This window comes from Sphingobacterium sp. (assembly GCF_032065005.1).
GTDB lineage: Bacteria > Bacteroidota > Bacteroidia > Sphingobacteriales > Sphingobacteriaceae > Sphingobacterium.
Genome location: NZ_DAMBMM010000002.1, coordinates 127895 through 152173, shown reverse-complemented (window position 1 = coordinate 152173; position 24279 = coordinate 127895). Strand labels below are relative to the sequence as shown.

General features: G+C 38.5%; 20 protein-coding genes, 1 tRNA gene and 1 pseudogene. 9 read left to right on the top strand and 13 right to left on the bottom strand.

The genetic code is table 11. From position 1 onward, the window contains the following. Positions 1-123: 123 nt before the first annotated feature. Positions 124-1182: an AraC family transcriptional regulator gene (locus RT138_RS03395; protein ID WP_313189526.1), complete on the top strand. Its 1059-nt coding sequence runs from the start codon at positions 124-126 to the stop codon at positions 1180-1182. On the opposite strand, the gene RT138_RS03390 is transcribed toward RT138_RS03395, so the two are convergent. Further along, positions 1142-1807, bottom strand: coding sequence for a hypothetical protein (locus RT138_RS03390; protein ID WP_313189525.1), 666 nt, complete (start codon positions 1805-1807; stop codon positions 1142-1144). The two genes, RT138_RS03395 and RT138_RS03390, sit on opposite strands and share 41 nt — an antisense overlap. Positions 1808-2519: 712 nt before the next feature. Here RT138_RS03390 and RT138_RS03385 point away from each other — a divergent pair. The 3 genes and pseudogenes from RT138_RS03385 to RT138_RS03375 all read left to right on the top strand — a co-directional run bounded on the left by RT138_RS03385 (position 2520) and on the right by RT138_RS03375 (position 6051). Further along, a complete protein-coding gene (locus tag RT138_RS03385) occupies positions 2520-3269 on the top strand; it encodes a DUF1080 domain-containing protein (protein ID WP_313189524.1) in 750 nt (249 codons plus the stop codon). Then, a pseudogene (locus RT138_RS03380) lies at positions 3266-4209 on the top strand (PQQ-dependent sugar dehydrogenase); the annotation flags it as partial. The gene RT138_RS03385 and the pseudogene RT138_RS03380, both read left to right, overlap by 4 nt. Positions 4210-4410: 201 nt before the next feature. Continuing rightward, complete coding sequence (locus RT138_RS03375; protein WP_313189851.1) at positions 4411-6051, top strand: c-type cytochrome; 1641 nt, start codon at positions 4411-4413, stop codon at positions 6049-6051. A 99-nt stretch (positions 6052-6150) separates the two neighbouring features. Here RT138_RS03375 and RT138_RS03370 read toward each other — a convergent pair. After that, positions 6151-6222: transfer RNA gene (locus RT138_RS03370), tRNA-Glu, on the bottom strand. A 114-nt stretch (positions 6223-6336) separates the two neighbouring features. Here RT138_RS03370 and RT138_RS03365 point away from each other — a divergent pair. Next, complete coding sequence (locus RT138_RS03365; protein WP_313189523.1) at positions 6337-8823, top strand: family 20 glycosylhydrolase; 2487 nt, start codon at positions 6337-6339, stop codon at positions 8821-8823. 95 nt (positions 8824-8918) lie between these two features. On the opposite strand, the gene RT138_RS03360 is transcribed toward RT138_RS03365, so the two are convergent. Then, a complete protein-coding gene (locus tag RT138_RS03360; RefSeq protein WP_313189522.1) occupies positions 8919-9644 on the bottom strand; it encodes a class I SAM-dependent methyltransferase in 726 nt (241 codons plus the stop codon). Between the two features lie 89 nt (positions 9645-9733). Between RT138_RS03360 and RT138_RS03355 the strand changes: the two genes are divergently transcribed. Beyond that, a complete protein-coding gene (locus RT138_RS03355) occupies positions 9734-10606 on the top strand; it encodes a LysR family transcriptional regulator (protein WP_313189521.1) in 873 nt (290 codons plus the stop codon). Between the two features lie 57 nt (positions 10607-10663). Here RT138_RS03355 and RT138_RS03350 read toward each other — a convergent pair whose 3' ends face one another. The 4 genes from RT138_RS03350 to RT138_RS03335 all read right to left on the bottom strand — a co-directional run bounded on the left by RT138_RS03350 (position 10664) and on the right by RT138_RS03335 (position 14865). Further along, positions 10664-11383, bottom strand: coding sequence for a hypothetical protein (locus RT138_RS03350; RefSeq protein WP_313189520.1), 720 nt, complete (start codon positions 11381-11383; stop codon positions 10664-10666). 142 nt (positions 11384-11525) lie between these two features. Then, positions 11526-12014 carry a 6,7-dimethyl-8-ribityllumazine synthase gene (gene ribH, locus RT138_RS03345; RefSeq protein ID WP_185213885.1) on the bottom strand — a complete coding sequence of 163 codons (489 nt, stop codon included), beginning with the start codon at positions 12012-12014 and terminating at the stop codon, positions 11526-11528. Between the two features lie 165 nt (positions 12015-12179). Beyond that, a complete protein-coding gene (locus RT138_RS03340; RefSeq protein WP_313189519.1) occupies positions 12180-12857 on the bottom strand; it encodes a tetratricopeptide repeat protein in 678 nt (225 codons plus the stop codon). An 82-nt stretch (positions 12858-12939) separates the two neighbouring features. After that, on the bottom strand, positions 12940-14865 hold the full coding sequence (locus tag RT138_RS03335; protein WP_313189518.1) for a nucleoside-diphosphate sugar epimerase/dehydratase: 1926 nt from the start codon (positions 14863-14865) through the stop codon (positions 12940-12942). A 129-nt stretch (positions 14866-14994) separates the two neighbouring features. On the opposite strand from RT138_RS03335, the gene RT138_RS03330 reads away from it, so the two are divergent. Continuing rightward, on the top strand, positions 14995-16206 hold the full coding sequence (locus RT138_RS03330; protein ID WP_185213888.1) for an alanine dehydrogenase: 1212 nt from the start codon (positions 14995-14997) through the stop codon (positions 16204-16206). A gap of 3 nt (positions 16207-16209) precedes the next feature. Then, positions 16210-17076: an alpha/beta hydrolase gene (locus RT138_RS03325; RefSeq protein WP_313189517.1), complete on the top strand. Its 867-nt coding sequence runs from the start codon at positions 16210-16212 to the stop codon at positions 17074-17076. A gap of 9 nt (positions 17077-17085) precedes the next feature. Here RT138_RS03325 and RT138_RS03320 read toward each other — a convergent pair whose 3' ends face one another. From RT138_RS03320 to RT138_RS03295, 6 genes are all read right to left on the bottom strand, one after another. Continuing rightward, the gene (locus tag RT138_RS03320) at positions 17086-18132 is read right to left on the bottom strand and encodes an ABC transporter ATP-binding protein (RefSeq protein ID WP_313189516.1); all 1047 of its coding nucleotides are present in this window, start codon (positions 18130-18132) and stop codon (positions 17086-17088) included. A gap of 60 nt (positions 18133-18192) precedes the next feature. Then, positions 18193-19011, bottom strand: a complete 819-nt coding sequence (locus RT138_RS03315) for an outer membrane beta-barrel protein (protein WP_313189515.1) — start codon at positions 19009-19011, stop codon at positions 18193-18195. 1 nt (position 19012) lies between these two features. Next, positions 19013-19759 (bottom strand): hypothetical protein, encoded by a 747-nt coding sequence (locus RT138_RS03310; protein ID WP_313189514.1) that lies wholly within the window; start codon positions 19757-19759, stop codon positions 19013-19015. Next, complete coding sequence (locus RT138_RS03305) at positions 19756-20304, bottom strand: RNA polymerase sigma factor (RefSeq protein WP_313189513.1); 549 nt, start codon at positions 20302-20304, stop codon at positions 19756-19758. The genes RT138_RS03310 and RT138_RS03305 overlap by 4 nt, the downstream gene beginning before the upstream one ends. A gap of 63 nt (positions 20305-20367) precedes the next feature. Further along, positions 20368-20778, bottom strand: a complete 411-nt coding sequence (gene tsaE / locus RT138_RS03300; protein WP_313189512.1) for a tRNA (adenosine(37)-N6)-threonylcarbamoyltransferase complex ATPase subunit type 1 TsaE — start codon at positions 20776-20778, stop codon at positions 20368-20370. A 12-nt stretch (positions 20779-20790) separates the two neighbouring features. Beyond that, positions 20791-22344: a PglZ domain-containing protein gene (locus tag RT138_RS03295; RefSeq protein WP_185213895.1), complete on the bottom strand. Its 1554-nt coding sequence runs from the start codon at positions 22342-22344 to the stop codon at positions 20791-20793. A 654-nt stretch (positions 22345-22998) separates the two neighbouring features. On the opposite strand from RT138_RS03295, the gene RT138_RS03290 reads away from it, so the two are divergent. Next, positions 22999-24261, top strand: coding sequence for an HD domain-containing protein (locus RT138_RS03290; protein WP_313189511.1), 1263 nt, complete (start codon positions 22999-23001; stop codon positions 24259-24261). The last annotated feature ends 18 nt before the right edge of the window (positions 24262-24279 follow it).

The window sequence follows — 24279 nt, the reverse complement described above, 5'->3', positions numbered from 1 at the left end:
ATTGAAATAACTATTAAAACTTTTAGCTATAAATAACCTATTGCTATTTAGATTAATTATAAATAACTTTGCAAAGTTATAGTTACAATAGAAAATATTTAGCGAAATCCGGGACAAAAAGTAATGAAAAAAGGGATGGTAGTGCGTTCAGAAATTACTGAATTAAGACGAGTTTTATACGACAATTTTATAGAGGACAATCCAACAAATAATGATAAGTCAGTACATGATAATCAATTTGACTATGTGCAGAATGGGATAACGGTTTGCTGCAAAACTCAGCTTGCTAAAGGATTGCATATCGCCGAGGTAAACCTGGATACCTGCTGTTCACTGACCAATACATGGTCGACAGAGAAACCCCATGTGCGCTTCTTCTTTTATCTCAAAGGAAACTCACATGTGAACAATGGCGCTGGAAATGAAAGCTATTCACATCGGATAGGGATGCTACAGCGGAACTTTTTAGATACCCAAGGGGGAGGGGGTGAGATCGTTATAGAGAAAAATGATCAGGTACATTATATCATCATAAAAATGACCTATTCTTTCTATTTGGAATTACTAAAAGATGAGGAATGGATAGAAAACGATCCATTTCATCAATATATCCTGCGTGGAAGACCTGAGAACCGACCGAATGAAACGCTATTTATGGATTTAGGGATCTTGAAAATCTTGCAGGAAATCATGAATAATGAAAGTGTTGTCCATCATCGCTATCATTACCTGAAACTTAAGTTGAAAGAATTGCTGTTTGTGATATATCAGAAAACCAATACGGGAGAGGTTGTTCCGGAGAAGGGGTCCAATTCTAACAATAGACTTGAAGAAATTAGGTCTTACCTTGTTCAAAATTTAGAGAACCCTCCATCAAGCGCAGATTTAGCAAAGCGGTTTATGCTGAATGAAAGAAAACTAAAAGCAGATTTCCAGAAAAAATTTGGAAAGACCATTTACGGTCTTGTCATTCATATGCGTATGGAGAAGGCTATACAGCTTCTGTATGAAAACTTAAATGTTAATGAGATAGCTTGTATTTTGGGGTATAGCAGTGTTCCACATTTTATCAAAGTGTTCAGGACTTACTATGGCGACACCCCAAAACAGTTCATGCTGGATATTCATAATAAGAGTACGACTATTCCTCAATCCAAGCTTTTATGTAATCATATTCAATGAGGGTAACTGCATCGTTATTGTCTGTGTAATTAGCAGCTCCAAGTCCAATTTGGTCTAAACTAGATATGCCACTGTTGTTCCAGGTATAGAGCCGGGTATTGTTTACAAAGAAATCAACTTTACCATTTTCAAATTCAATTCGTAGAATATTAGTTTTGCCAATTCCTTGAATGGCAGATGATTTAGTCCAATCCTGTATTAGGTTAAATTCATCTTTGACATGTTTGAAAACGGTGTAGCCTATGTCAGCATTTAAAACTATCCAGGATAGGGTGCCCTTTTCCAATCGACTATAAAATATCGCAGGATCTCCTAATCCTGCGGTTTGTTTATATCCTATCTCGAGAATTTGTTTTTTAGCTTGTCCAAATATGCTTTTTGGTGCAGTATTCCCATTGACATGATTTGAATTAATCCTATAACTTACCACATAATGGCCATCTTTCTCTTCAGAATTGAACCCCAGGTTTTCATTTCCAGTTACCCAGCCGCTATTCCCATCAAAATTTTCCTCAAAGACTAAGGTCCCATGTTTACTTCCATCCTCATCCTTACTACAGGAAGCAAATAGGATTAAACAACAAAAAGGGATGATTGCGCTCCATTTAATTGATTTATTTTTCATGATCTTCTAATATTACAATGTGACTTATTTCATTCGAATTTCTTAGGCATCATAGGCAGCATTCGATTTTATAAAATTAGAAGAGAGCCAAAAGGCAAACAATACTTAAAAACCATTAATTTTTCCAGTAGGAGAGTTTATGGAAATTTGGAATAGGTTAGGGTTTATTGATTTTATTCAAAGAAGAAGTTCAGAATTAAATTATTAATGTTTTTTGCTGATGAAAAACCTTAATATCATTGCTATCTGGCATCAATAGAAAATTCCATCAAGTTAAAGTAATACTCTATTTATGTAAAAAAACGGTTTTAGGCAAAGGAAATATCATTTCTCGTAAATTTTCTTTTTTGTATTATCTACTGTTTTTGTTGATAAATATTAATTATTAATATTGTTAATAAATTTAATTTATTATATTTATTGTTATTAATAAAATATATAAACCGAAACCTAAACAATGTTGACCTGTTATTTTAATTAGAGGTAGTTGTAAAAGTGCCAATAAAGTTCCTAGTAACGCAATTCATCCGCTTAACCATTTTGATTTTTTTGATACTGATTTGGTGGGAATGAAAATGAAATGGCTAGCCTATTAAATGCGACTTTAAATTAAAGGTAAGTTTCTTTTGCCAGCATCAATGATTAGAAATCTGATATAAACTTGAGCTTGTTTCTAATTATATATAAATAAAAATTTTAAAATTATTCATCCATGAAAACTATATTTCGATACCTATTGTACTCATGTGTCCTGTTTATTATTTCTTGTAAAGATTTTCAAAAATTAGCGGAGAGGCAAAACGGCTTTGTCTCCTTATTTAATGGAAGGAACTTAGATGGATGGGAAGGAGATCCAACTTATTGGCGAGTAGAAAATGGAACTATCATAGGAGAGGTTACTCCAGAAACTCTATTAGAGAGAAATTCATTCTTAATTTGGAGAAAGGGAATGGTCAGTGATTTTGAATTAAAGGTGGTTTTTAAAGTTTCTAGTGAGGGTAATAGTGGGATTAATTATAGAAGTGAGGAAGTTGAAGGTTTGGATTATGCTCTAAAAGGCTATCAGGCAGATATCGATGGAAAACTTCAATATATGGGAATGAACTATGAAGAAAGAATCCGAACTACCATTGCCAAACCTGGAGACCAGGTTAAATTAAGTGCTAGTCAAGGATCATTACAGGATAACATATCAAATAATGTATGGCTACCAACTACGGTCGTTAATTCTGAGCCTGATCTTGAAAAGCTGAAGACATTAGTTAAGAAGAATGATTGGAATGAAATGAGGATTTTAGCAAAAGGCAATGTTTTAGAACATTATGTAAATGGTAAGCTTTTTAGCAGTGTTACTGATGAAGATGAGAAATATCTGAAAAAAGAAGGGTTATTAGGGGTTCAAGTTCACGTTGGTCCACCAATGAAAATTGAATATAAAACCATATTACTTAAAAGATTATGATCGTTTTCAAAATTTGGAAGTATATCGATTATGACTTAAATAATCTTGGATATAAAATATTTCAACTCCCTTTTGTTGTTCTTGTCTCATTCATGTCCTTGGTTTGCACTGTGTCATGTGATGATACCAGAGAAAATGAAAATCAGAAACCTGAGGAAAATAGGTTTGTCATCGAAACTCTAGCTGTAAATTTAGATGAACCGATTCAGATGGATATTTTGAAAAATGGGGATATTCTCTTTGTCGAAAGAAAAGGTAGGATAAGTTTATTTCAGTCGAAAACAAATAAGGTGATACCTATCGGACATATTCCAGTAAGTGTTGGTTACTATGATGAAGATGGAAAGGTGTTAAGTGAATCAGGTGAGGACGGTATGCTGGGAGGGGTTGTAGATCCAAATTTTGAAAGAAATGGTTGGATATACCTCTACTATTCTCCAAAAGGATTAAAACATTACAGTATTCTTGCTCGGTTTGAAGTGAAGAATAACCAATTAGTAATGGCCAGTAAGAAGGTTCTTCTTGAGATTCCTAACCAGAGGATTTCCTGCTGTCATTTAGGGGGGGGATGTTGTTCGATAAAGATGCTAATTTATATTTATCGACAGGAGATAATACTCCCAATGATCCTAGAGGCTATTCTCCTTTGGACGAAAGGTCGGGCAGATCCTTGTATGATTCCCAAAGGACTGCAGCAAACTCAAATGATTTAAGAGGCAAAATATTGAGGATACATCCTAATGAAGATGGTACATACTCCATACCTAAAGGAAATTTATTTCCAATTGGAACAGCAGATACACGTCCTGAAATATATACGATGGGCAATCGTAATCCATGGAGATTAAGTATAGATTCTGAAACAGGTTGGTTGTTCTGGGGAGAGGTTGGTCCAACAGGAATCCAGGATTCCATTGGATATGGTCCAAAATCTTACGATGAATTCAATATTGCTAGAGGACCTGGAAATTTTGGATGGCCATATATTGTTGCTAATCAGCAGCCCTATTGGAGATTTGATTATGCGAATAATAAGCCTTTAGAAAAATTCATACCTGAAAAACTGAAAAATTTATCTCCTAATAATACAGGAATCATTGACTTGCCAGAAGCTCAACCTGCCTTCATCTGGTATCCTCAAATGGCATCTGAAGATTTTCCGCTCTTGGGAAGTGGAAGTAATAGTGCGGTTGGTGGACCAGTTTATAGAACGAATGATTTTCAAGGACGTGAAAATAGCTTTCCTTTTTATTACGAGGGGAAATGGTTTATTACAGATTGGACCAGAGGTTGGATTTTTGCAGTAACTTTTGATAAAAAAGGAAAATTCCTTAACATGGAGCCCTTTTTAGAAAAATTGAAACTAAATGGTCCCATCGATATGAAATTTGGTCCAAATGGCGATTTGTTTGTACTAGAATACGGAAGAGGTACCTATAAAAAAAATGCGGATGCAAGATTGTTGAAAATTACATACCAAAAAGGAAATAGAAATCCTATTGCAAGAATTACAACCTCAAAAGTAGCCGGTGAAGTACCTCTTAATCTTACCTTGTCTGCAGAGAAGTCGGAGGATTATGATCATGATCAGCTTGAGTATCAATGGGAATTATTGGTTTCAGGAAAAGTGGTAAGGAAATATAAAGGGGAAAAAATAGATGTGAAATTAGACCAAAAAGGGATATGGGTAGCAAAACTTACAGTAATTGATGAACGAGGAAATACAGGAACCGAAAAAGTTCAAATTCAAGTGGGTAATGCCCCTCCTTCCATTAATTTAAGCTTGGGAGAATCTAATGAAACCTTCTTTTTCCCTAATTCTACTGTTAATTATGAAGTTTCAGTTATGGATAAGGAAGATGAGAGAAGCAGTGGGATTGATTATTCAAACTTAAATGTTAATGCAGAATATATTGATTATATGAATTTTGAATTAATTAAGGATAAGCTAGATGCAACAAATGTAAATTCTCCAATTAAAAAAATCATTGCTAATGATCTTATCTTAAAAAGTGACTGTAAATCCTGCCATGCTGAAAATGAAAAATTAATGGGGCCATCCTATGTAGAGATTTCTAAAAGATATAAAGGCAACAGTGATTCAAAAGAGAAGTTGACAAATAGCGTCCTGAAGGGGAGTGCAGGCAAATGGGGAGGAAAGGAAATGATGCCTCCGCATCCCTCATTGTCAAAAGAAGACGTTGGAGATATAGTAGCTTATATATTGAGTTCTCAAAATGGTTTAGGCAAAAATACCCCTAAAGGAAACTTGAATGATTTGTTGGGCAGGAATAATACAACAAATGATGGTGTACTGGTTCGGAGTTCTTATACTGATAAAGGAAGTGGGGAAATTCCATCCTTAACTGATTATAAATCATTGTACCTTAGGAATCCCTATATACCAGCTTATCAAATTGATGGGGGACAGGGTTTAGAAATTAACCATCAGATTGATCAAAATGCAACTACCATTTATCCAAAGGAACAAAATTCTGTGGTGAACCTAGGAGTAATTGATTTATCCAATATAAAAGCAATTCAAATAAAATTACAATTAAAGAGTCCTATTCAGCTTCCAAATGGGACATTTAAAATCAGAGCAGGAGATTCAAAGAAACAACTCATTGGTCAAAACAAAAATATTGAAAGGCTTGAACCAGGGACAGTATGGGTAGATATCCCCATTGAATCGTCAAGTATAAAAACAGAAATTTATTTAGATATTAATAAAGCAAAAAACATATCCATTGAAATAAATGGAATAATGTTTCAGATTTGACATACTGTTAAACAAGGGGCTTGAAAGGTAAATTAAAGTAATACCATGCCCAACCACTATTAAACCAAAAAAGCGACTTTTTCAAGTCGCTTTTTTCTGTAGCCCGTAGGGGAATCGAACCCCTGTTTCAAGAATGAAAATCTTGCGTCCTAACCCCTAGACGAACGGGCCGTTTTGTTTTCCGGTGTGCAAATATAGAATTTACTTTTATTAACACAAAATATTTTTCATAAAAATTGCTGATTCCCTTTTAAGGTGCTATTTTTAAGCTGTAAACTACATCATATGAAACTAATTAAAACCCTAAGTCTCTGCGGAGTTCTTCTGTTGGCAGGCCAAGTGCAGGCCCAAAAGAATAATCTGGAAGTAAAATGGGATTTCAATGAAAATTATAACCCCAAAGATAATCTAGCACTAAAGATCATTGTAAAAAACAACGACGCGCACAACTTGAATCTCAAAGGATACAACCTTTGGTTCAATTCCATGTATCCCATTGAAGAGAAAAGTGTGGACGGTTATTCGATACACAACCGCAATGGAAACTTATATTCCATCGATTTTACAGATCAATCCTTCATCAAAGCGAAAGACTCCTTGGTGATCGATTATAAATCGCCCTATCCGATTACCCATACATCCCTGACTCCAAATGGTTTTTACCTTCAAAACCGGGATAATCCACAGGAAATCATCAATATAGGACATCCGCAGGTGATTCCATTGCATCTCAGTTCCGAGGAACAGAACAAATTTTTAAACGACCTATTTGAAAAGAATGCATCCAGGATCTCTTCGGGTGAGCAGTTGATTCTTCCTACCCCTGCCCATATCAAAGTAGGGAAGGGGAATTATAAGTTCAATGCAGATGTCAGCTACTATGTGCATGAGCATTTTAATTTTGCACTCAAGCCTTTCCAGGAGCTAGCTCAGCAACTGAGCCAATTCAATTTTGTCAATGGGAATGAAGAGAATGCCAACATCAAGATTCTTTACAAAAAAGGTTTAGGAAACGAAGAGTACAATCTAAAAATTGACAACAAAGGCATTGCTATTGAAGCGAGCGAGCCAGCTGGAGCATTCTATGCCTTGCAGTCCATCAAGTCCCTTCTTACGGCAGAGCAACTGAAAGGAAAGGCAGATGTAAGCTTTCCGTATTTGGAAGTCAACGACAAACCAAGGTTCGAATACCGTGGTTTTATGATGGATATAGCACGTAATTATAAGGGAATCGAAACCATCAAAAAATACATCGATGTATTGGCTCAATTGAAGGTCAACAAACTCCACCTGCACTTCATTGATGATGAAGGTTGGCGATTAGAGATCCCATCCTTACCGGAATTGACAGAAATTGGCTCCCAACGATCCCCTTTCTATCAGGAAGGGACGAGTATTCAACCTGCCTATGGGTCTGGAACGAATGTGACTGAAGGCCATTTCTTGACCAAAGCCCAATTTCAAGAAATATTGAAATATGCATCGGCGAACTATATCTCTGTCATTCCTGAGATAGAAACGCCAGGTCATGCGCGAGCTGCAATCAAATCAATGGAAACCCGGTACAACAGGTTGATGAAAGCTGGTAAAACCCAAGAAGCTGAAGAATTCCTTCTTTACGAAGCCGAAGACAAATCCGAATACAGTTCGGCTCAATACTGGGACGATAATGTCATGAACCCTGCCTTGCCTTCCGTTTACCGCTTTTTAGACGTTGTATTGGACGATATCAAGAAGATGTATGATGAGGTCGGCTTGAAGTTAGAGGTGGTTTCCTTGGGCGGAGACGAGGTTCCAGCAGGTTCATGGGAAAAGTCCCCGGCCATCCAGGCTCTGATGAAAAAAGAAGGCTTTAAAACTGTTTATGAAGTTTGGCCTTATTATGTCAAGAAGATCAATGAAATCTGTGCCTCCAAGGGATTGATCATGGCCGGATGGGAAGAGTTCGGAATGGTCAATAAAGGATCCGGAATGGTAGTCAATGAGGAGTTGGCTCATCTCAATATGCATCTTGATGTATGGAACAACGTAATCGGCGGAGGCCATGAGGATTTAGTCTATAAATTGGCCAATGCTGGATATAAGACCATCTTCATCAGTGCTGCAAACCTCTACCTGGATATGGTCTGGGACCGTGATTTCAGGGAGCCCGGATTAAAATGGGCCGCTATATCCGATCTTTATCATTCCTTTTCATTGTTGCCTGAAAACTTTTTCTCCAATATGGCCATTACGGAACCTGGCAAGAAATTGGAACCAAAATACCTGGCATCCAAAGTTAGGCTGACCGAAAAAGGTAAATCTAATCTCCTAGGTATCAAAGCCGCACTTTGGGCAGAAACCGTATTGACCCCAGAACGCATGGACTATATGTTGTTCCCAAGGTTATATGCTTTGTCTGAGCGCGCTTGGGCACCTAAAAGAGCTTGGGAAGAAGATTCCAAATTTGACAATAAAGCTTTTGCTCAAAGCTATTCCGACTTTGTCAATAAAGTAGGGAAGAAGGAGCTTCCGAAACTGGACCTGATCGCTGATGGATTCAACTATAGATTACCATCCGTAGGTGTAATCCAAAAAGGGAACAAAATCCAAGCAAATATTGAATATCCAGGGTTTGATATCTTCTATACCCTTGATGGCTCGGAGCCCAATAAAGGATCACAGCGATTCCCTAAAGAGGGAATCCAGGTCAAAAAAGGAGACAAGATCAATTTAGCCGTAGTAGACGATAAAGGTAGGGTTGGAAGAGTGTCAACCTACCTAGCCCAATAATATCACCCCCAAACAGAACATCCAAGGCAATTCATCCTATAACCTTGGATGTTCTCTTTTCTTATCTAAAAAAAGCCTTTCCATTGTCTCAAATCTCACATCTCCCCACCCTTAAACCCCAAAAACGAAGCAAAGCATAAATGTTTATGCAATATATCGACTTTCTTAAAACCTGCCTTCTCCAACAAATGCAATTGATAGAGTAGGGGCCTTGGCGAATCCTCTTTTTCTATATAGGCGAAAACATGTTCCTGATAGGCTTTATCTTTCAGTTTCACTAAAAACTCCCCATAACGGTCGTTATACATGAATTTTTGGATCTCAGCACTGTTTTGTTCCACGATGTCGAAAATCCAGATACTTCCACTCTCATTCAGCAATCCATGGAGCTTCATAAATGCCTTTTCCCAATCTTCATCATCCCTTAAATGATGTAAGACCATGGTTGCAATGATCACATCATATTTGCCTTTGGGTAAATCAATGGACCTGAAATCGCCCTTGAAAATTTGAACCTCGCCTCCGGTATGTTCTTGAATCCTTTGCTTTGCCCTGTCCAGCATAGGTTGACTTAAGTCTACCAAATCCACATTCACCTTATTATTGCTTTTCATTAGGGTCTTTATAGCATAATTTCCAGCACCACAGCCTATGTCCAGGATATTTTTGAGGTTCGGATACATATCCCTGATCCCATCAGTAATCAATTCCATGTTCAATACTGCATCGATGGTATTCGCCTGACTGGTTTCCAGATTAGCAAAACGCTCCACATCGGCATCAAAGCGCTGTTCTATTTCTACTAATGTTGATTTTTCCATAGTCTATTTTTTACTATATCCAAATTTATCGGATTCAGTTATACCTAAAAAATACTATTTTTATCATAGTACAATACTTAATAGGTATCATGGAACTCAGGCATTTACTCTATTTCAAGACCTTGGCAGAAGAACTTCATTTTGGAAATGCAGCCAAAAGGCTCTTTATTTCCCAGCCACCGCTGAGCAGGCAGATTAAGGAACTCGAGAATGAACTGCAGGTCGATCTTTTTCACAGAAACAATAAAAAAGTAGCACTTACAGAGGCAGGGCAGTACTTCTATGCGCAAATCAATGAGCTGATCGATCATTTGGAACAGGTGAAGAATACAACCAGATTGATCCATGAGCAGGTGTCGGGGGAACTACGTTTAGGTTATATCAGCTCCACGCCAAAGGGACTTATTGCGAGAATATTGGAAGAGCTCAAACAGGGTTTTCCAAATTTGCAGGTCAATCTCATAGAGGCTTCCAGCCAATCGCAAATCGCATCCTTGGAAAGTGGGAAGTTAGATCTTTCAATTATCCGTAGCCACAGCCCAAATGAGGTTGTGGTCAAAAAATTATTGTTCAAGGATGAACTGTGTATCGTGGGGAATTCCAATAATTTAAGACAAACATCCATTGATCAGTTAAGCAAAATGGATTATATCTCTTTTAACCAAGATTACGCTCCAGAGTATTTTAGGCTCAGCGAAGAATTTTGCAATAAATTAGGGTTTGAACCCAAGATAAAACATCAATGCAACAATATGAACGCTATCCTGGAACTGGTGAAGCTTAATATTGGTTATGCCATTGCACCATTGAGTATGGTTAAGGGCATGTCAGACCTTTCTGTTTTAAGTTCATCTAATCTGAAACATAAGCTGGAGAGCAATGTTTATCTAGCCTACCATCAGGATAACTCCAGGACAGGCTTGATGCAGATCATAGAAAAGATCTTAAAGATTCAAAAATAAAGGCCATTCAAGTAATTGAATGGCCTTATGATATCCTTTAGATAGAGTTTTAAATCCTTAAAAGGATTTGAACTTCTCTGGTTCCATTTCTGTAAAAGAAGCTACCTTTTGATAGGTAATGCTATCCGAAGTCGCTTTGAAAGTTGTAGGTAAGATCAATCCATTGCCAATATCCTTATACCCGTTCACCAAATAGCTCTTATTGTCATAGTCCAAACGTTTCACCAACCCAGATTCTTCACTTACATAAAAACTACCCGAGTTACCTAAGAAATTCGAGAAATCCAATTTCTGAAGCTTCTCTGCATTGATGATCTTGCTGCTGCTCTGCGAACTGATATTTGACGACATAATGGTGATCGGTAATGAAAGCACCTTCAAGTCAATGTTGTACTGAGCGATCAAATCCGGCAATAATTCCTTATAGGTATGTACGGCCATTTCAGCACCATTTTCATCATATACATGATTTAATTTCTGGTTCTGTACATTTAACAAAGCCACTACATTTTCATTGTTCAGCGTACCTTCAAAACGGACATTCCCAGTTTGTTTATCCAATAAGAACTTTCTGTTTCCGCTGATAGCAGGGTATTTGCTATTCCCCGATACGGTAAACATAATATATTTTGTGGTTTCCCATTTGTTTTTACCACCTACTGCATTCCAGATTTTATCGACAATGCCATTGGACTGCGCCAATAGTACTGCTGGAGAAATAGTGATGGCAGCAAATATTAAATAGATATAGAAAACTATATTCTTCTTTTGTTTCATAATACTGAATTTTGTGATAGTATGAGAGGAATTCACTACGTGCATAAAGCTGCAACCCCAAAATCAAATTGGGAATGATTGAGTTGCCTGTTCCGTATGTGTATTTTGTTTCATAACCTCCTAGATATCAAAAACAATACCATTAATGGTTTTTATGGATTAGGCCCATTTGGATTGCCGTAATGGCAGCTTCTTCACCTTTATTTCCGTGCTTGCCACCTGCTCTGTCCAAGGCCTGTTCTTGGTTATCTGTTGTTAATACGCCAAAAATTACCGGTTTATTATATTTGATCCCCACCTGCGCGATGCCATTGGCTACTGCATCACAGATAAAGTCAAAATGTCTTGTTTCACCTTGGATTACACAGCCTAAGGTAATCACGGCGTCCAATTCTTGATTGCGCAAGGCAATGTCGCTCCCTGAAATCAATTCATAGCTCCCAGGTACTTCAATTAATTCAATGTTCTCTTCTTTTGCTCCGTTTTCTAATAATCCTTTGTATGCTCCATTCAATAAAGCTCCAGTGATTTGGGCATTCCATTGAGAAACTACAATCGCAAATTTCAGATTCTCAGCATTGCCCACCTGTAAATGGGAAAAATCAGATAGATTTTTTAATGTACTCGACATAGATATAAATTAAAATAAAAAGGCTACCAAAGGTAGCCCTCAAAGTTAATTAAAATATTTTTGGTATCCAGCCAATGGTTATTGACCTTCAAGTATTAATTCCTTTACCAAACTAGTAATCTAACATCTAAATACTAACTACTAAATACTTAGTACTTAGAGCTATTACTGTTGTTTAGCCTGTACGCGAGCGATAAAGCTATCCACAGTTGTAGATTCAGCGCTTTCAGGATACTCATCTCTGATCCTTTGGTAAGCAATCTCAGCATTTTTGTAATCCTGTAATTCTTCATATACCAAGCCTAATTTCTTTAAGAAGATTGGGGTAGTATAAGCATTCGCACTTTTATCAGCTGCTTTTTTGTAATAGTTTGCAGCCTTATCATAGATTTTCTCTTCTGAATATGCATCACCTAAAAGACCGATAACCAATGGGTCCAATACTTGACTTCCAGTCTCTGTATATTGTTCTAGGTATTTGATCGCTTCTTTAAAGTTCTTTTGACGTAAGTATAGTCCACCTAGATATGCATTCGCTACGTTTGCAGATTTAGTGTTGGAATACTCGTCGGCAATTTCTTTGAAACCTGGGAATGAACCATCACCATCGATAGCTTTTTTCTGAAGCGAATCAATTGTAGCGTAATATTCCGCTTGGTACATTTGGTTAGCAGCTTTCTCTGCTCTTGGTGCCAGATATAGTTTTTGGTATCCAAAATATAGAAGGATCAATACTACGATACCTGCTACAATAAAGATGATACTCTTTTCATTTTCTTGGAAAAATGATTTCTTCGGCCCTGTTTTTACCGCTGAAGAACCGTTTTGATTATTTTGTGACATTCTTAGTTTTAATAGATTACGGAACGCAAAAATACACTTTTAAAGAATACTTGCAATAATTTAGGAAAAATATTTAACAGCCTTATGGGTTGACATTGACCATGGTTTCCTGATCCAATTGTTCATAAATGGAGTTCTGGCTTTTGAATTCCGGAACCATCACTTTCATTTGTCGCACTATATTAAGGTTGTTGTTGCTGTCCAGCTGTTTGGATAGAACGTGTATTTCATTTTTTACTAACTCAAAATCGTTTTCACGCACCTTGGCGATCATGATTTTCTCATGATGCGTAGGCATCGTGTTTTCAAGATCATTCAATAGCTCCTCATAGAGCTTTTCCCCTGGCCTTAATCCCGTAAATTTGATGTCTATGTCCTTGAAAGGGGTAAAGCCTGATAGACGGATCATCTTTTTAGCTAAATCGACGATCTTTACAGATTTGCCCATATCAAATACAAAGATCTCACCGCCATTACCCATATTTCCAGCTTCAATCACTAATTGACAAGCCTCAGGAATGGTCATAAAATATCGCGTGATATCAGGATGGGTCACCGTTACTGGACCACCTTTTTCAATTTGATCCTTAAATCTTGGTATTACCGAGCCATTAGAACCCAATACATTTCCAAAACGCGTAGTGATGAATCTTGTCGATTTGATACCATTGACAGACGTCAGGAAGTTGTTCAGGGATTGAACATACTTTTCGGCGATTCTCTTGGTTGCTCCCATGACATTGGTGGGGTTAACCGCCTTGTCAGTGGAAACAAAGACAAATTTCTGAACATCAAACTCAACCGCCAAATTGGACAGTAGATATGTGCCAAAAACATTGGTTTTCACTCCTTCACTAGGGTGGTTTTCCATCATTGGAACATGTTTATAAGCTGCGGCATGATAAACATAATGCGGTTTAAAAGTCTCGAAGAGCAGTCGCATCCGTTCCTCACTTCTGATATCTGCTATATACGAATGATAGATCTGATTCTTGAATTGATCTTGAAGATCTAACTGTAAATTGTGCAAAGGGGATTCCGCTTGGTCGCAAAGAATGATCATTTGCGGTTCGTATTTTCCAAGCTGTTTAGAGATCTCACTTCCGATTGAACCTGCAGCCCCTGTAACCAAAACGCGTTTTCCGCGTAATTGATCCATCAATTTTTCATTGGAAATCTGGATTGGCGCTCGCTCCAATAGATCCTCAATTTTTATCTGCTTGATCTGTGCCGGGGAAAGATCACCATTGATGATCTTGCTTACCGGAGGCAAGGTCAAAACCGTGATATTATGCTCCAATGCTTGATCAATAATGTTGTTCTTGATGTCGATATCGATATTGGAAGAAGCAATGATCAATTCATCAACGCCAAATTTATGGACGGCCCTTGTGAAATCCTTAGAACCATAGATCTTCAACCCATCGATGGATTTTCCTATTTTCTCTTCATTATCGTCTATATAGGCTACGATAGTCTTTTCAGAACGGAAGTCATGCTCAAATGTCCTTTTTACCGCAATACCTAAATCGCCAGCACCATAAACGATGGCATTTTTACGGCCATTTCTTGTAGATTTCGTGTACTGAAAGAAGATTTTGATACAGGTACGATAGGTGGTCAATCCCGTAAAGGCGAATAGTGCATATATGATGATCAGGTTCGTCGGGATGTTGATGTGTATTTGTAACGCGATAAAGATCAACTTAGCGATAAACATAATGATCGAAGTGAATACGATCGTCGATAAAATACGGATAGAATCTACTGCAGAAGTATACCTGACAATTCCACTATATAACTTAAATACCATAAAGGAAATGGCAGTTAAAGTCATGCAAAATAAGAACTCAATTGAGAAGTCCGTTTTTGAGAAAGAATCTACGTTGAAGTTGTTGTAAAGGGTAAATGCAAGTAGGAAGGCACAGGCTGATACGGCTATGTCAAACATAAAAATAATCCATCTAGGAACTATCTTGATGTGATTCAACGGCTTAATTATTCTCATCGTAACGGGTTAGTTTGTAAACTTACGATTATTAAAGTTTATTATTTTAATTTTAACCAAATATAATCGTTTAAGCTTTATTAGTTGAAATATTATTGCGTATTTTTAACTTGCATTATATTTACGTAAATGATAAATGTATCAAAATTAGCTCAAGAAGGAGTACTACAACCTAAGGAAGCTATGCTTTCGAAAGACAGAAAAAAAGGCAGTCTAACTATCGGTATCCCTAAAGAAAATACCTTCCAAGAAAACAGAATTGCACTGACCCCTCTATCTGTGGGATTGTTGGTTGAAAATGGTCATGAAATCATTATTGAAACGGGAGCGGGTGATGCTTCCAACTTTCAGGACCATCACTATAGTGAGCAAGGAGCTCGTATCGTATATGACAAAAAAGAAGTTTATAAAGCCGACCTGATCATAAAGATTTCCAGCCCAACCTTGAAAGAGGTGGAGCTCATGAAAAATAGACAGGTGCTGTTCAGTTCCCAGCAACCCTCATTGATGAAGCTTGAAGTCCTGAAAGCATTGATGAAAAAACAGATTACCGCACTTTCTTTTGAATATCTACAAGATGAAGGCGGGCATCTTTCCGTTGTCCGGGCAATGAGTGAAATCGTTGGAGCGACCTCCGTTCTGATTGCTGCAGAATACCTATCCAATGTCTTTGACGGCAAAGGTTTGATGTTGGGCGGGGTCACTGGTGTTCCCCCAACGGAAATGGTTATCATTGGTGCTGGCACGGTGGGTGAATTTGCAGCAAGGACTGCTATTGCCCTGGGTGCACAGGTCAAGGTCTTTGATAGCTCAGTATATAGGCTGAGACGGTTACAGAGTAATGTAGGCAGCCGCGTCTTCACTTCCGTGGTCCAACCTATTGTTCTCAATAAAGCAGTACGTACTTGTGACGTTGTCATTGGTGCGGTCAGGGCGAGAAACGGTCGAACCCCTTGTTTGATCTCAGAGGACACGGTCTCCAAAATGAAACCTAATTCGGTTTTGATTGATGTCAGTATAGACCAAGGTGGTGTATTCGAAACATCCGAAGTGACCAACCATGATAAACCTACCTTCAGAAAATATGATGTCATCCATTATTGTGTGCCTAATATTGCTTCAAGGGTGGCCAGAACCGCAACCTATGCCTTAACGAATATCTTTACCCCAATATTGATCGAAATTGGCGAAGCCGGCGGAATGAATAATATGATCTGGGCCAACCAAGGCATTCGCAGTGCAATCTATTTATATCACGGAAACCTAACTAACAAAGACATGAGCGAGAAGTTCCAGTTGCCTTGCAAAGACCTGAACCTAATCGTCATGGCGAATTTATAAACGATGAGAAAATATTTAATCCTATTTATTTTAAGCATGATTGCATGGCATACGAAAGCCCAAGATACAGGGCAAATGAGGTATTTGTATGGAAACGAGGAAATCCCCAAATCTAAATTACCGGTAGATTCCCTCGAAGAATTGGATAAACCGAAATTATATGTCCACAAAGCCAATCAAGAAAAAGAAGATCTTGTATTCTTGGTGATCCCAGGTGGCGGTTATGCTGGGGTGGCGATCAACCACGAGGGTCATGATGTAGCCAAGAGGCTAAATGACCTAGGCTATTCAGCCTATGTGCTTTTTTATAGGCTTCCTAAAGTTGCCACAATGGAGGATAAACGTTTTGGACCGCTTCAAGATGCACAGTATGCCATAGCACAGATCAGATCTGAAAACCCAAATAAAAAAGTAGTCGTTATTGGCTTCTCCGCAGGAGGGCATTTGGCAGCAACATTGTCTAATCTATACGATCGCCCGCAGACTGCGTTTTTGGAGCAGGCAAACCTGAAGCCCGATTTCTCCGTTCTGTGCTACCCCGTTATTTCCATGGACGCTAGCATTACCCATCAAGGTTCCAAAAACAACCTGATAGGCCCTGAATTCACTGCAGAAGATGTTGAATTGTTCTCTATGGAAAAACAAGTGGACAAAAACAATCAGCCTACTTTCCTAATGAGTGCCAAAGATGATAAGGTTGTACCGATTGAAAATAGTTATAAGTATCAGGATTCTCTGGGCATGTATAATATTCCGAACCCAATCTTCACCTACGAAGAAGGTGGTCATGGATTTGGCCTGATCAATAAAACGGATAACAGGGATTGGTTTGCTGCGATGATGGAATGGCTGCAGAACGTAAGTAGATAAACAATGTTTCTATTGAAATTGATGATATGAAGATACGAGGATATTGATTCTCGTATTTTTTTTGATCTCATCCTTTGGAAACTGCACCATATGTAGGGTCAACTCATCATTTCCAAGGACTAGCTCGTTATAGAAACCTCTAAATTTAATATCCTTGATCCAGAACTTTCCATCCGCATTGATTTCATAGCTGACGTTTTCCTGAAGGATAGAAATCAAGGAATTGGTTTCAATTTCCAGGATTTTGGCTGCAGCAACGGTCAGTACATTGCTTTTCGCCAATAATCTAGCTGTATATGGTGTATTCGGGGTGGCATACAATTCTTTTGGATTTCCATAGTCCGCTATTTCTCCTGCTTTCATCACCAAGAGATAGTCTGCCATGGCCAATACCTCTGCTGGATCATGTGAAACCAATATCACGGTCAATCCAGTGTTCTTGACAATGTTCTGTATATCCTGTTGCAGTTCATCCCTGAAGGCAGCATCAACTTGGTTAAAGGGCTCATCCATCAATAGGACCTCAGGATCATTGATCAACGCCCTGGAAATAGCAACACGTTGCTTTTCACCTCCACTGAGATCGGCAACCCTTTTTTGCGCAAGATGATCGATGCGCAATTGTTCCAAAACCTCTTGCGTCCTTCTTGCCTTCAGCTCCAGGTTGGTGTTGGAGAGTTGAGAAGCTACATTATCCCAAACCTTGGCATATAGGTTCAAATCATCAAATCCTTGAGAAACCAGTTTCATGGCATCATGTCCCGGAATCAATTTGTCTTTTCGGGTTGGCACCAACCAACCTCTGTACCTTATTTCGCCTGTATTAGGCTCTAAAAGTCCATAGATCAACTTCAACAAGGTGCTTTTTCCACTACCTGATTCGCCGATGATGGCTGTGATCTTACCCTCTTCAATGCCAAAATTCACCTGACTTACCGCAGTAACGATAAGGTTTCCTTCAAAAACAGCAGAAACATTCTCCCCATGGATTAAGGGAAGATTAGGTTTTTGAACATCAGAAAAAATATATTGACAAGAGTTAGATTGTTGAGCCATAAAAAGTGTCGGATCTTTTGAACCCGACACAAAAATACAGTTTACGAATCGTTTTTACTATTAAAAACCTAGAGTCAATCCAAAAGCGATGTTTTTGACACCCTCTTGAGCTGGGCTTTTTTCAAATAGATTGTTCATATAGTACTTGGCAAACAAGCCAAAATCGTCATAGCCTATGCGCACAAATGGGCCATATTGAAAAGTCTGCAAGTTATAGGTATCCTTAAATTTCTGCTTTCCATTGTCATCGCTCTTCAAGCGTTGTGTTCCCTTCAATAATATGCCTGTCATCGCTCCGAACGCAAGTTTTACTCTTTTTCCGTTGCTCAGCTGCCTACTTCTCAGTTCAAATGAAAGGGGAAGGCGCAAATACGTGGAAGTGAAAACATTTTTTGAATAATTTGCGTCGCTATCCAGAGGCTCGTAGGTTAATGGGGAGACATTTTCCAAAAGTAGAACATTCTGTTTGAGACGCCAGTAATTCCATTCAAAACCAGCCGACAGGTAAACCTTGAAGTTATCGTTGAACCTTATCCCAAACTGTGCAATATCAAATCCAAAGTTGGAAGCCTTTTTATAGCTCAAGAATTGGTTTTGCTCTGACAGCGTGAAACTACCATCATCAGAAAGCCTTGAGAATCCCCAATCAACTCGGGTGAAGGTCAATCCTCCATAAGTCCTTGGATATTTGATCTCTTTTTTACTTGAATCGCCCTTCTCTTTGTCTTCTTTTCCTAGGGTAAAAGAGAAATCATAGCTACTACTATGGGTATTTCCCGTACTGTCTTTCTTATCTTTTTCATTGTTTTCTTGGGCAGATGCAGAAAAGTTAATCAAGCCTAATGCAAAGATGAGTGTTGAAAAAATTCTAAATTTCATGTTATCTTCTGGTTTTTGCGATGCTGTTGAATAAATCTACACTAATGGTTCCTTCTTCGTCAGAACTGAATCTTACCGCCTTAGAAGAAGGGTTAAGGTTGTCTGACAAGGTATTCAAGATATTGGTGAAGATGGTCTGTTTTTTCTTATGTTCCTTTTTTACCTCGGCATACATCACTTCTTCATGCTCAATGATGTTGACCAAAGGTTGGATCGGAGCCACCTCAACTGTAGCTAATTCGTTTGGTTCTTGCTCCATATCATCAATTTCAACTGCCGTTACAAGCTTTAATTCCTGCGAGGGGACAATCATGTCTTCTCGTTCCGTGTCTTTAGCCTGAATTATTGGTTTAGTTTCAGTTTGTTTCTTTTGAACCTCCTTAAATTTGCTAGGTTGATTCGTAGTTAACAAAACTGGTACTTCCTTACTTTCTTTTTCTACAGGAATTAAATCCTCTGAAATTGATGTCTCCTTATCGTTTATCAGTTTGTCCTCAAGTTGTGCTATTTGAGTAGGTTTTTTTTCTGCTGAGTTATCTTGGAAAAGGAACATTTTTAAGGATATTCCTAAGGCTAAAGTCAGACAAGCTGCAATCATCCAGACATAAAGATTGTTTTTCCTTTTGAAAGGAATGGTTTTTTCTTCGTCAAGTTTTGACTCTATCCCTTGCCAGATCGATGCCGGTGGGTTAGTTTCCTGATCTCGAAGACCATCTGAAAACAATTTATCTATTTCTTGATCTTTCATATTCCTAATTCCTCCATTTTTTGAATGCGCTCTTTCAGCCAAAGCCTAGCCCTTGAAAGTTGAGATTTTGAACTGCCTTCACTGATGTCCAGCATTTCTGCAATCTCTTTATGGTTGTAGCCTTCTATGGCATACAGGTTGAATACGGTACGGTATCCCAATGGGAGTTTTTTGATCAATGCCAACAAATCTTTGTAGTCCAAATGATTTAACGAAAAGGACCCTGCTTTTTCCAATTCCTTTCCGCTGAGTTCATCCGTTGACAGAAAGCGCACCTTATTCTTGCGGTGACTTTCAATGGCTGTATTGACCATAACGCGACGTATCCATCCTTCCAAAGAACCTTTGCCCTCATAGAGCTCACACTTGTTGAATACCTTGATGAAACCGTTCTGTAATATGTCAGCTGCCTCATCTTGATCCTTTGCATACCTTAAACATAAAGCATACATTTTAGCTGAAAAGTATTGGTACAGTTCCGATTGAGCTTGTCGCTCCCTGGACTTGCACCGCTCCCATATATGTATAACTTTATTAGGCTCCAATGTGTGATCTGGTTTATTGTAAAGACGCCCTTCAGCCTAAAATGGTTGCATCGGAAATAAAATTTATTTCATAATAATAGTTCGACTCTGATCTTCAGTAACTTCTATTTTTACGGCGGCAGCATCTTCCGGAATTAGATTCGGGATTTTCTCCGGCCATTCAATAAAACAATAATCCCCAGAATAGAAATATTCTTCATATCCAAGATCAAAAGCCTCTTGTTCGCTTTTCAATCGATAGAAATCGAAATGATAGATTGGCCCGTTCTCCGAATGGTATTCATTCACTATGGAGAATGTAGGGCTTGATGTACTGTCTTCTACCTGTAGATAGGCACAGATAGCCTTAATAAAGGTTGTTTTTCCTGCTCCCATTGGCGCTTGAAAAACAAACACTCTTTTATCACCTGCGTTTTCAATTAGCCATGCTGCAGCTGCAGGTAGGCTTTCTGTATTCGCAACTCTATATTCCATTTTACTGCTATGTTATTTTGGACTGTACGTGATGAATGGTATGATCATTTCTTCCAAGGATATCCCTCCATGCTGGAAGGTGCCATTGAAATAATGGACAAACTGATTGTAATTGTTTGGATAGACAAAATAGGTGTCTTCTTTAGCAAAAACATAGGTGGAACTCATGTGGACCCGTGGTAACTGCGCTTCCAATGGGTTTTTGATCACAAAGACATCTTTGTCGATATAGTTCAGGTTTTTCCCTTGCTTATATCTTAAGTTAGTGTTGGTATTTCTATCGCCAATGATCTTGCTAGGTTTCTTGACACGGATGGTCCCATGGTCCGTAGTGATGATCACCCGGACATTCTTTTGCGAAAGCCATTTTAGAACATCCAATAATGGGGAATGTTCAAACCAAGATAAAGTCAATGATCGGTATGCTGCCTCATCATTGGCCAATTCCCTGATCATGGCCATGTCCGTACGGGCATGGGATAGCATATCCACGAAATTGTAGACCAAAACATTCAGGTCATTCAACATATATTTGTTGATGTTTTCCAGTACGTCCTTGCCTTGATCCATGGTAATGACCTTGGTGTAGCTATGTCGGATATCTTTACGATAGACTCTTTTAATCTGATCCGCTAAAAATACATCCTCATATAGGTTTTTACCGCCCTCATCATCATCGTTCTGCCATTCTTTCGGAAAACGTTTTTCCATTTCCAAAGGGGTCAATCCACTAAAGATGGCATTTCTGGCATATTGCGTTGCGGTAGGTAGGATGCTATAATAGCTATCTTCTTCTTCCACCCGATAATAATCGGTCATCACCTCATTGATTACCTTCCATTGATCGTACCTTAGGTTGTCGATCAGGAAGAAAAATGTTGGCTTTTCAGCTTCCATTTTCGGGAATACCTTTTTCTTGAAGAGTTGATGGGATAAGATCGGTCCGTTTTCTGGATTTTTTATCCAACTGAGGTATTCTTTCTCAATGAATTTCGAGAAGAGCAGGTTTGCCTCCGATTTCTGCATGGTCAAGATTTCATGCATACCTGCATCTTCCAATTTTTCTAAGGAAAGTTCCCAATAGAGTAGTTTTTTATAAGCATCTACCCACTGTTGGAAGTTGAGGTTATCGTTCATGCGCATGCCCAACTCTCGGAAATCCTGTTGATAGGCCATGGAAGTGCGTTCAGAAACCAAGCGTTTGTTTTCTGTGAACTTCTTAATGGTCAATAGGATCTGTTTTGGATTAACGGGTTTGATCAGGTAGTCGTCGATTTTGGCACCTATGGCATCTTCCATCAAATGCTCTTCTTCATTTTTGGTGACCAAAACCGTCGGTATGGAGGGATTGATAGCTTTTAGCTTGTCCAACGTTTCAAGACCTGTTAATCCAGGCATGTTTTCATCGAGGAAAACCAAGTCAAAGGGTTCGTTTTGAAAAGCCTCAACAGCATCAGAACCATTATTAACGGTCTTTACCTTATAATCTTTCTGTTCTAACAACAAGATATGTGGTTTCAAGAACTCAATCTCGTCATCAGCCCAAAGTATATGTATTTTCTGCATGTATCAATCCTTAGAAAAGCTAATTTACAGCTTTTAAAGGGATTTGCCGTTGTCTTTTCGTTATTAATCTTAGCGAATCGCTCTAACGAGAAGAAATAATGTCAGGTTTTATCCGCAGAAGTAGGGCTCTCAAATCGGCTTTAAATTTTGGATTATATTTTGACCTCATTCGAGACACATTCCGAATTTTCCGAATGTGTCTCGAATGAGGTCAAAGCCAGGTCCGAAGGCCGTGGTCAGGAAAATCTCTGAACCCAATTGGATTTTGGGCCAATCAAGAGGATTAAACCCTTTGCAAAGGGGAAAAACTTAAGTCTTGTGACAAAGTGATCTATTGGATTGATTGGAAATGAAAAGAAGTTTTTAAATTCCAGGATTTAGGCTGCTATATCGATTGTTAAGCTTTGATAATCTTGGGATTGGGGGAGGAAAGAGCAGGATATTTAGGGATTATTTTTTGGAATTTTTACAGGAAAGTCCGCTAAAAATTAGGATCGTTGTAATGGATTCTAGGTATTTACTGACAAATTGCCTCTTTTTGGATTTTTTTTAACATTTATTAAGTACCATGTATGTATCTTTGCCCGTATCTTAGCCATAATATACAGTATAGTACATGTGGATGAGGCTAGATTTTAATCACTATTTAGGCATTTGAACAAGAAGAAAATAATAAATGATCCTGTTTACGGTTTTGTTACGATCCCGTCAGGGTTTATTTATGACCTGATTCAACATCCATACTTACAAAGGCTGCGTTATATCAAACAGGTGAGCATGACCCATTTGGTTTATCCAGGAGCATTGCACACTCGTTTTCAACATGTTGTAGGCGCCATGCACCTGATGAGCTTGGCCATCGAAACCTTGCGAGGAAAGGATGTGATGATTTCGGAAGAGGAAGAAGAAGCTGCACTTGCTGCCATTCTTCTGCACGATGTAGGGCACGGCCCTTTTTCACATTCGCTAGAACATACCTTGGTTGAAGGCGTGTCGCATGAATTGATTTCGGCGCTGCTGATGGACAAGTTGAATGAGGAATTTTCGGGCCGTCTAGATTTAGCCATTACCATTTTCAACGATCAATACCACCGTAAATTCTTGCACCAATTAGTGTCAAGTCAGCTTGATACCGATAGAATGGACTACCTAAACAGAGATAGTTTCTTTACAGGTGTTTCTGAAGGTGTGATATCATTTGATAGGATCATCAAAATGCTGAACGTAAAAGATGATGAGCTGGTGGTCGAGGCAAAAGGGATCTATTCGGTTGAGAAGTTTCTGATAGCAAGGAGATTGATGTACTGGCAGGTTTATCTGCACAAAACAGTGATCACCGCTGAGCAGATGTTGATCAAAGCGCTCGCAAGGGCAAAGGAATTGAGCAACAAAGGGGTGAAATTGTTTGCAACACCGGCATTGGACCATTTCCTGAACAACAAAATCGATAGGGAAACATTTCTGGCGAATGAGTCGCATTTAGAATGGTTTACTCGTTTAGATGACACGGATATTTTATCAGCGATCAAGATTTGGGCTGATCACGACGACCAGATACTGAGTATGTTGTGTTCAAAACTTGTTCGACGAGAACTGTTCCGCACGGAATTAAGCAATACGCCATTTTCTGAAGAATATGTTTCGGAACTGAAGGGAAGACTGAAAGAGCGGTTTGATGTGAGTGAAGGCGATCTAGATTATTTGTTGTATCAACAGGTTATTGGAAATAATGCTTATGATTCATCGGAGAGCAAAATATGTGTGATGATGAAAGATGGGCAATTATTGGATATAGCTGAAGCTTCAGATCTATCAAATATTGAGTCATTATCTAGAAGAGTGGAGAAATATGCCATTACCTACCCCAAGGAGGTAGGACAGGTTTCTTCGGATCAACAAATGATAGTTAACATATAATTAAAATACAAGTATTAC

Excerpts from the sequence above, each read along its gene's own strand:
- RT138_RS03340 (WP_313189519.1), bottom strand. The coding sequence starts at position 12,857 with ATGTCACAAAATAATCAAAACGGTTCTTCAGCGGTAAAAACAGGGCCG.
- RT138_RS03335 (WP_313189518.1), bottom strand. The coding sequence starts at position 14,865 with ATGAGAATAATTAAGCCGTTGAATCACATCAAGATAGTTCCTAGATGG.
- RT138_RS03385 (WP_313189524.1), top strand. The coding sequence starts at position 2,520 with ATGAAAACTATATTTCGATACCTATTGTACTCATGTGTCCTGTTTATT.
- RT138_RS03360 (WP_313189522.1), bottom strand. The coding sequence starts at position 9,644 with ATGGAAAAATCAACATTAGTAGAAATAGAACAGCGCTTTGATGCCGAT.
- RT138_RS03325 (WP_313189517.1), top strand. The coding sequence starts at position 16,210 with ATGAGAAAATATTTAATCCTATTTATTTTAAGCATGATTGCATGGCAT.
- RT138_RS03395 (WP_313189526.1), top strand. The coding sequence starts at position 124 with ATGAAAAAAGGGATGGTAGTGCGTTCAGAAATTACTGAATTAAGACGA.
- RT138_RS03310 (WP_313189514.1), bottom strand. The coding sequence starts at position 19,759 with ATGAAAGATCAAGAAATAGATAAATTGTTTTCAGATGGTCTTCGAGAT.
- RT138_RS03320 (WP_313189516.1), bottom strand. The coding sequence starts at position 18,132 with ATGGCTCAACAATCTAACTCTTGTCAATATATTTTTTCTGATGTTCAA.
- RT138_RS03390 (WP_313189525.1), bottom strand. The coding sequence starts at position 1,807 with ATGAAAAATAAATCAATTAAATGGAGCGCAATCATCCCTTTTTGTTGT.
- tsaE (WP_313189512.1), bottom strand. The coding sequence starts at position 20,778 with ATGGAATATAGAGTTGCGAATACAGAAAGCCTACCTGCAGCTGCAGCA.
- RT138_RS03375 (WP_313189851.1), top strand. The coding sequence starts at position 4,411 with ATGGCATCTGAAGATTTTCCGCTCTTGGGAAGTGGAAGTAATAGTGCG.
- RT138_RS03350 (WP_313189520.1), bottom strand. The coding sequence starts at position 11,383 with ATGAAACAAAAGAAGAATATAGTTTTCTATATCTATTTAATATTTGCT.
- RT138_RS03365 (WP_313189523.1), top strand. The coding sequence starts at position 6,337 with ATGAAACTAATTAAAACCCTAAGTCTCTGCGGAGTTCTTCTGTTGGCA.
- RT138_RS03295 (WP_185213895.1), bottom strand. The coding sequence starts at position 22,344 with ATGCAGAAAATACATATACTTTGGGCTGATGACGAGATTGAGTTCTTG.
- ribH (WP_185213885.1), bottom strand. The coding sequence starts at position 12,014 with ATGTCGAGTACATTAAAAAATCTATCTGATTTTTCCCATTTACAGGTG.
- RT138_RS03315 (WP_313189515.1), bottom strand. The coding sequence starts at position 19,011 with ATGAAATTTAGAATTTTTTCAACACTCATCTTTGCATTAGGCTTGATT.
- RT138_RS03355 (WP_313189521.1), top strand. The coding sequence starts at position 9,734 with ATGGAACTCAGGCATTTACTCTATTTCAAGACCTTGGCAGAAGAACTT.
- RT138_RS03330 (WP_185213888.1), top strand. The coding sequence starts at position 14,995 with ATGATAAATGTATCAAAATTAGCTCAAGAAGGAGTACTACAACCTAAG.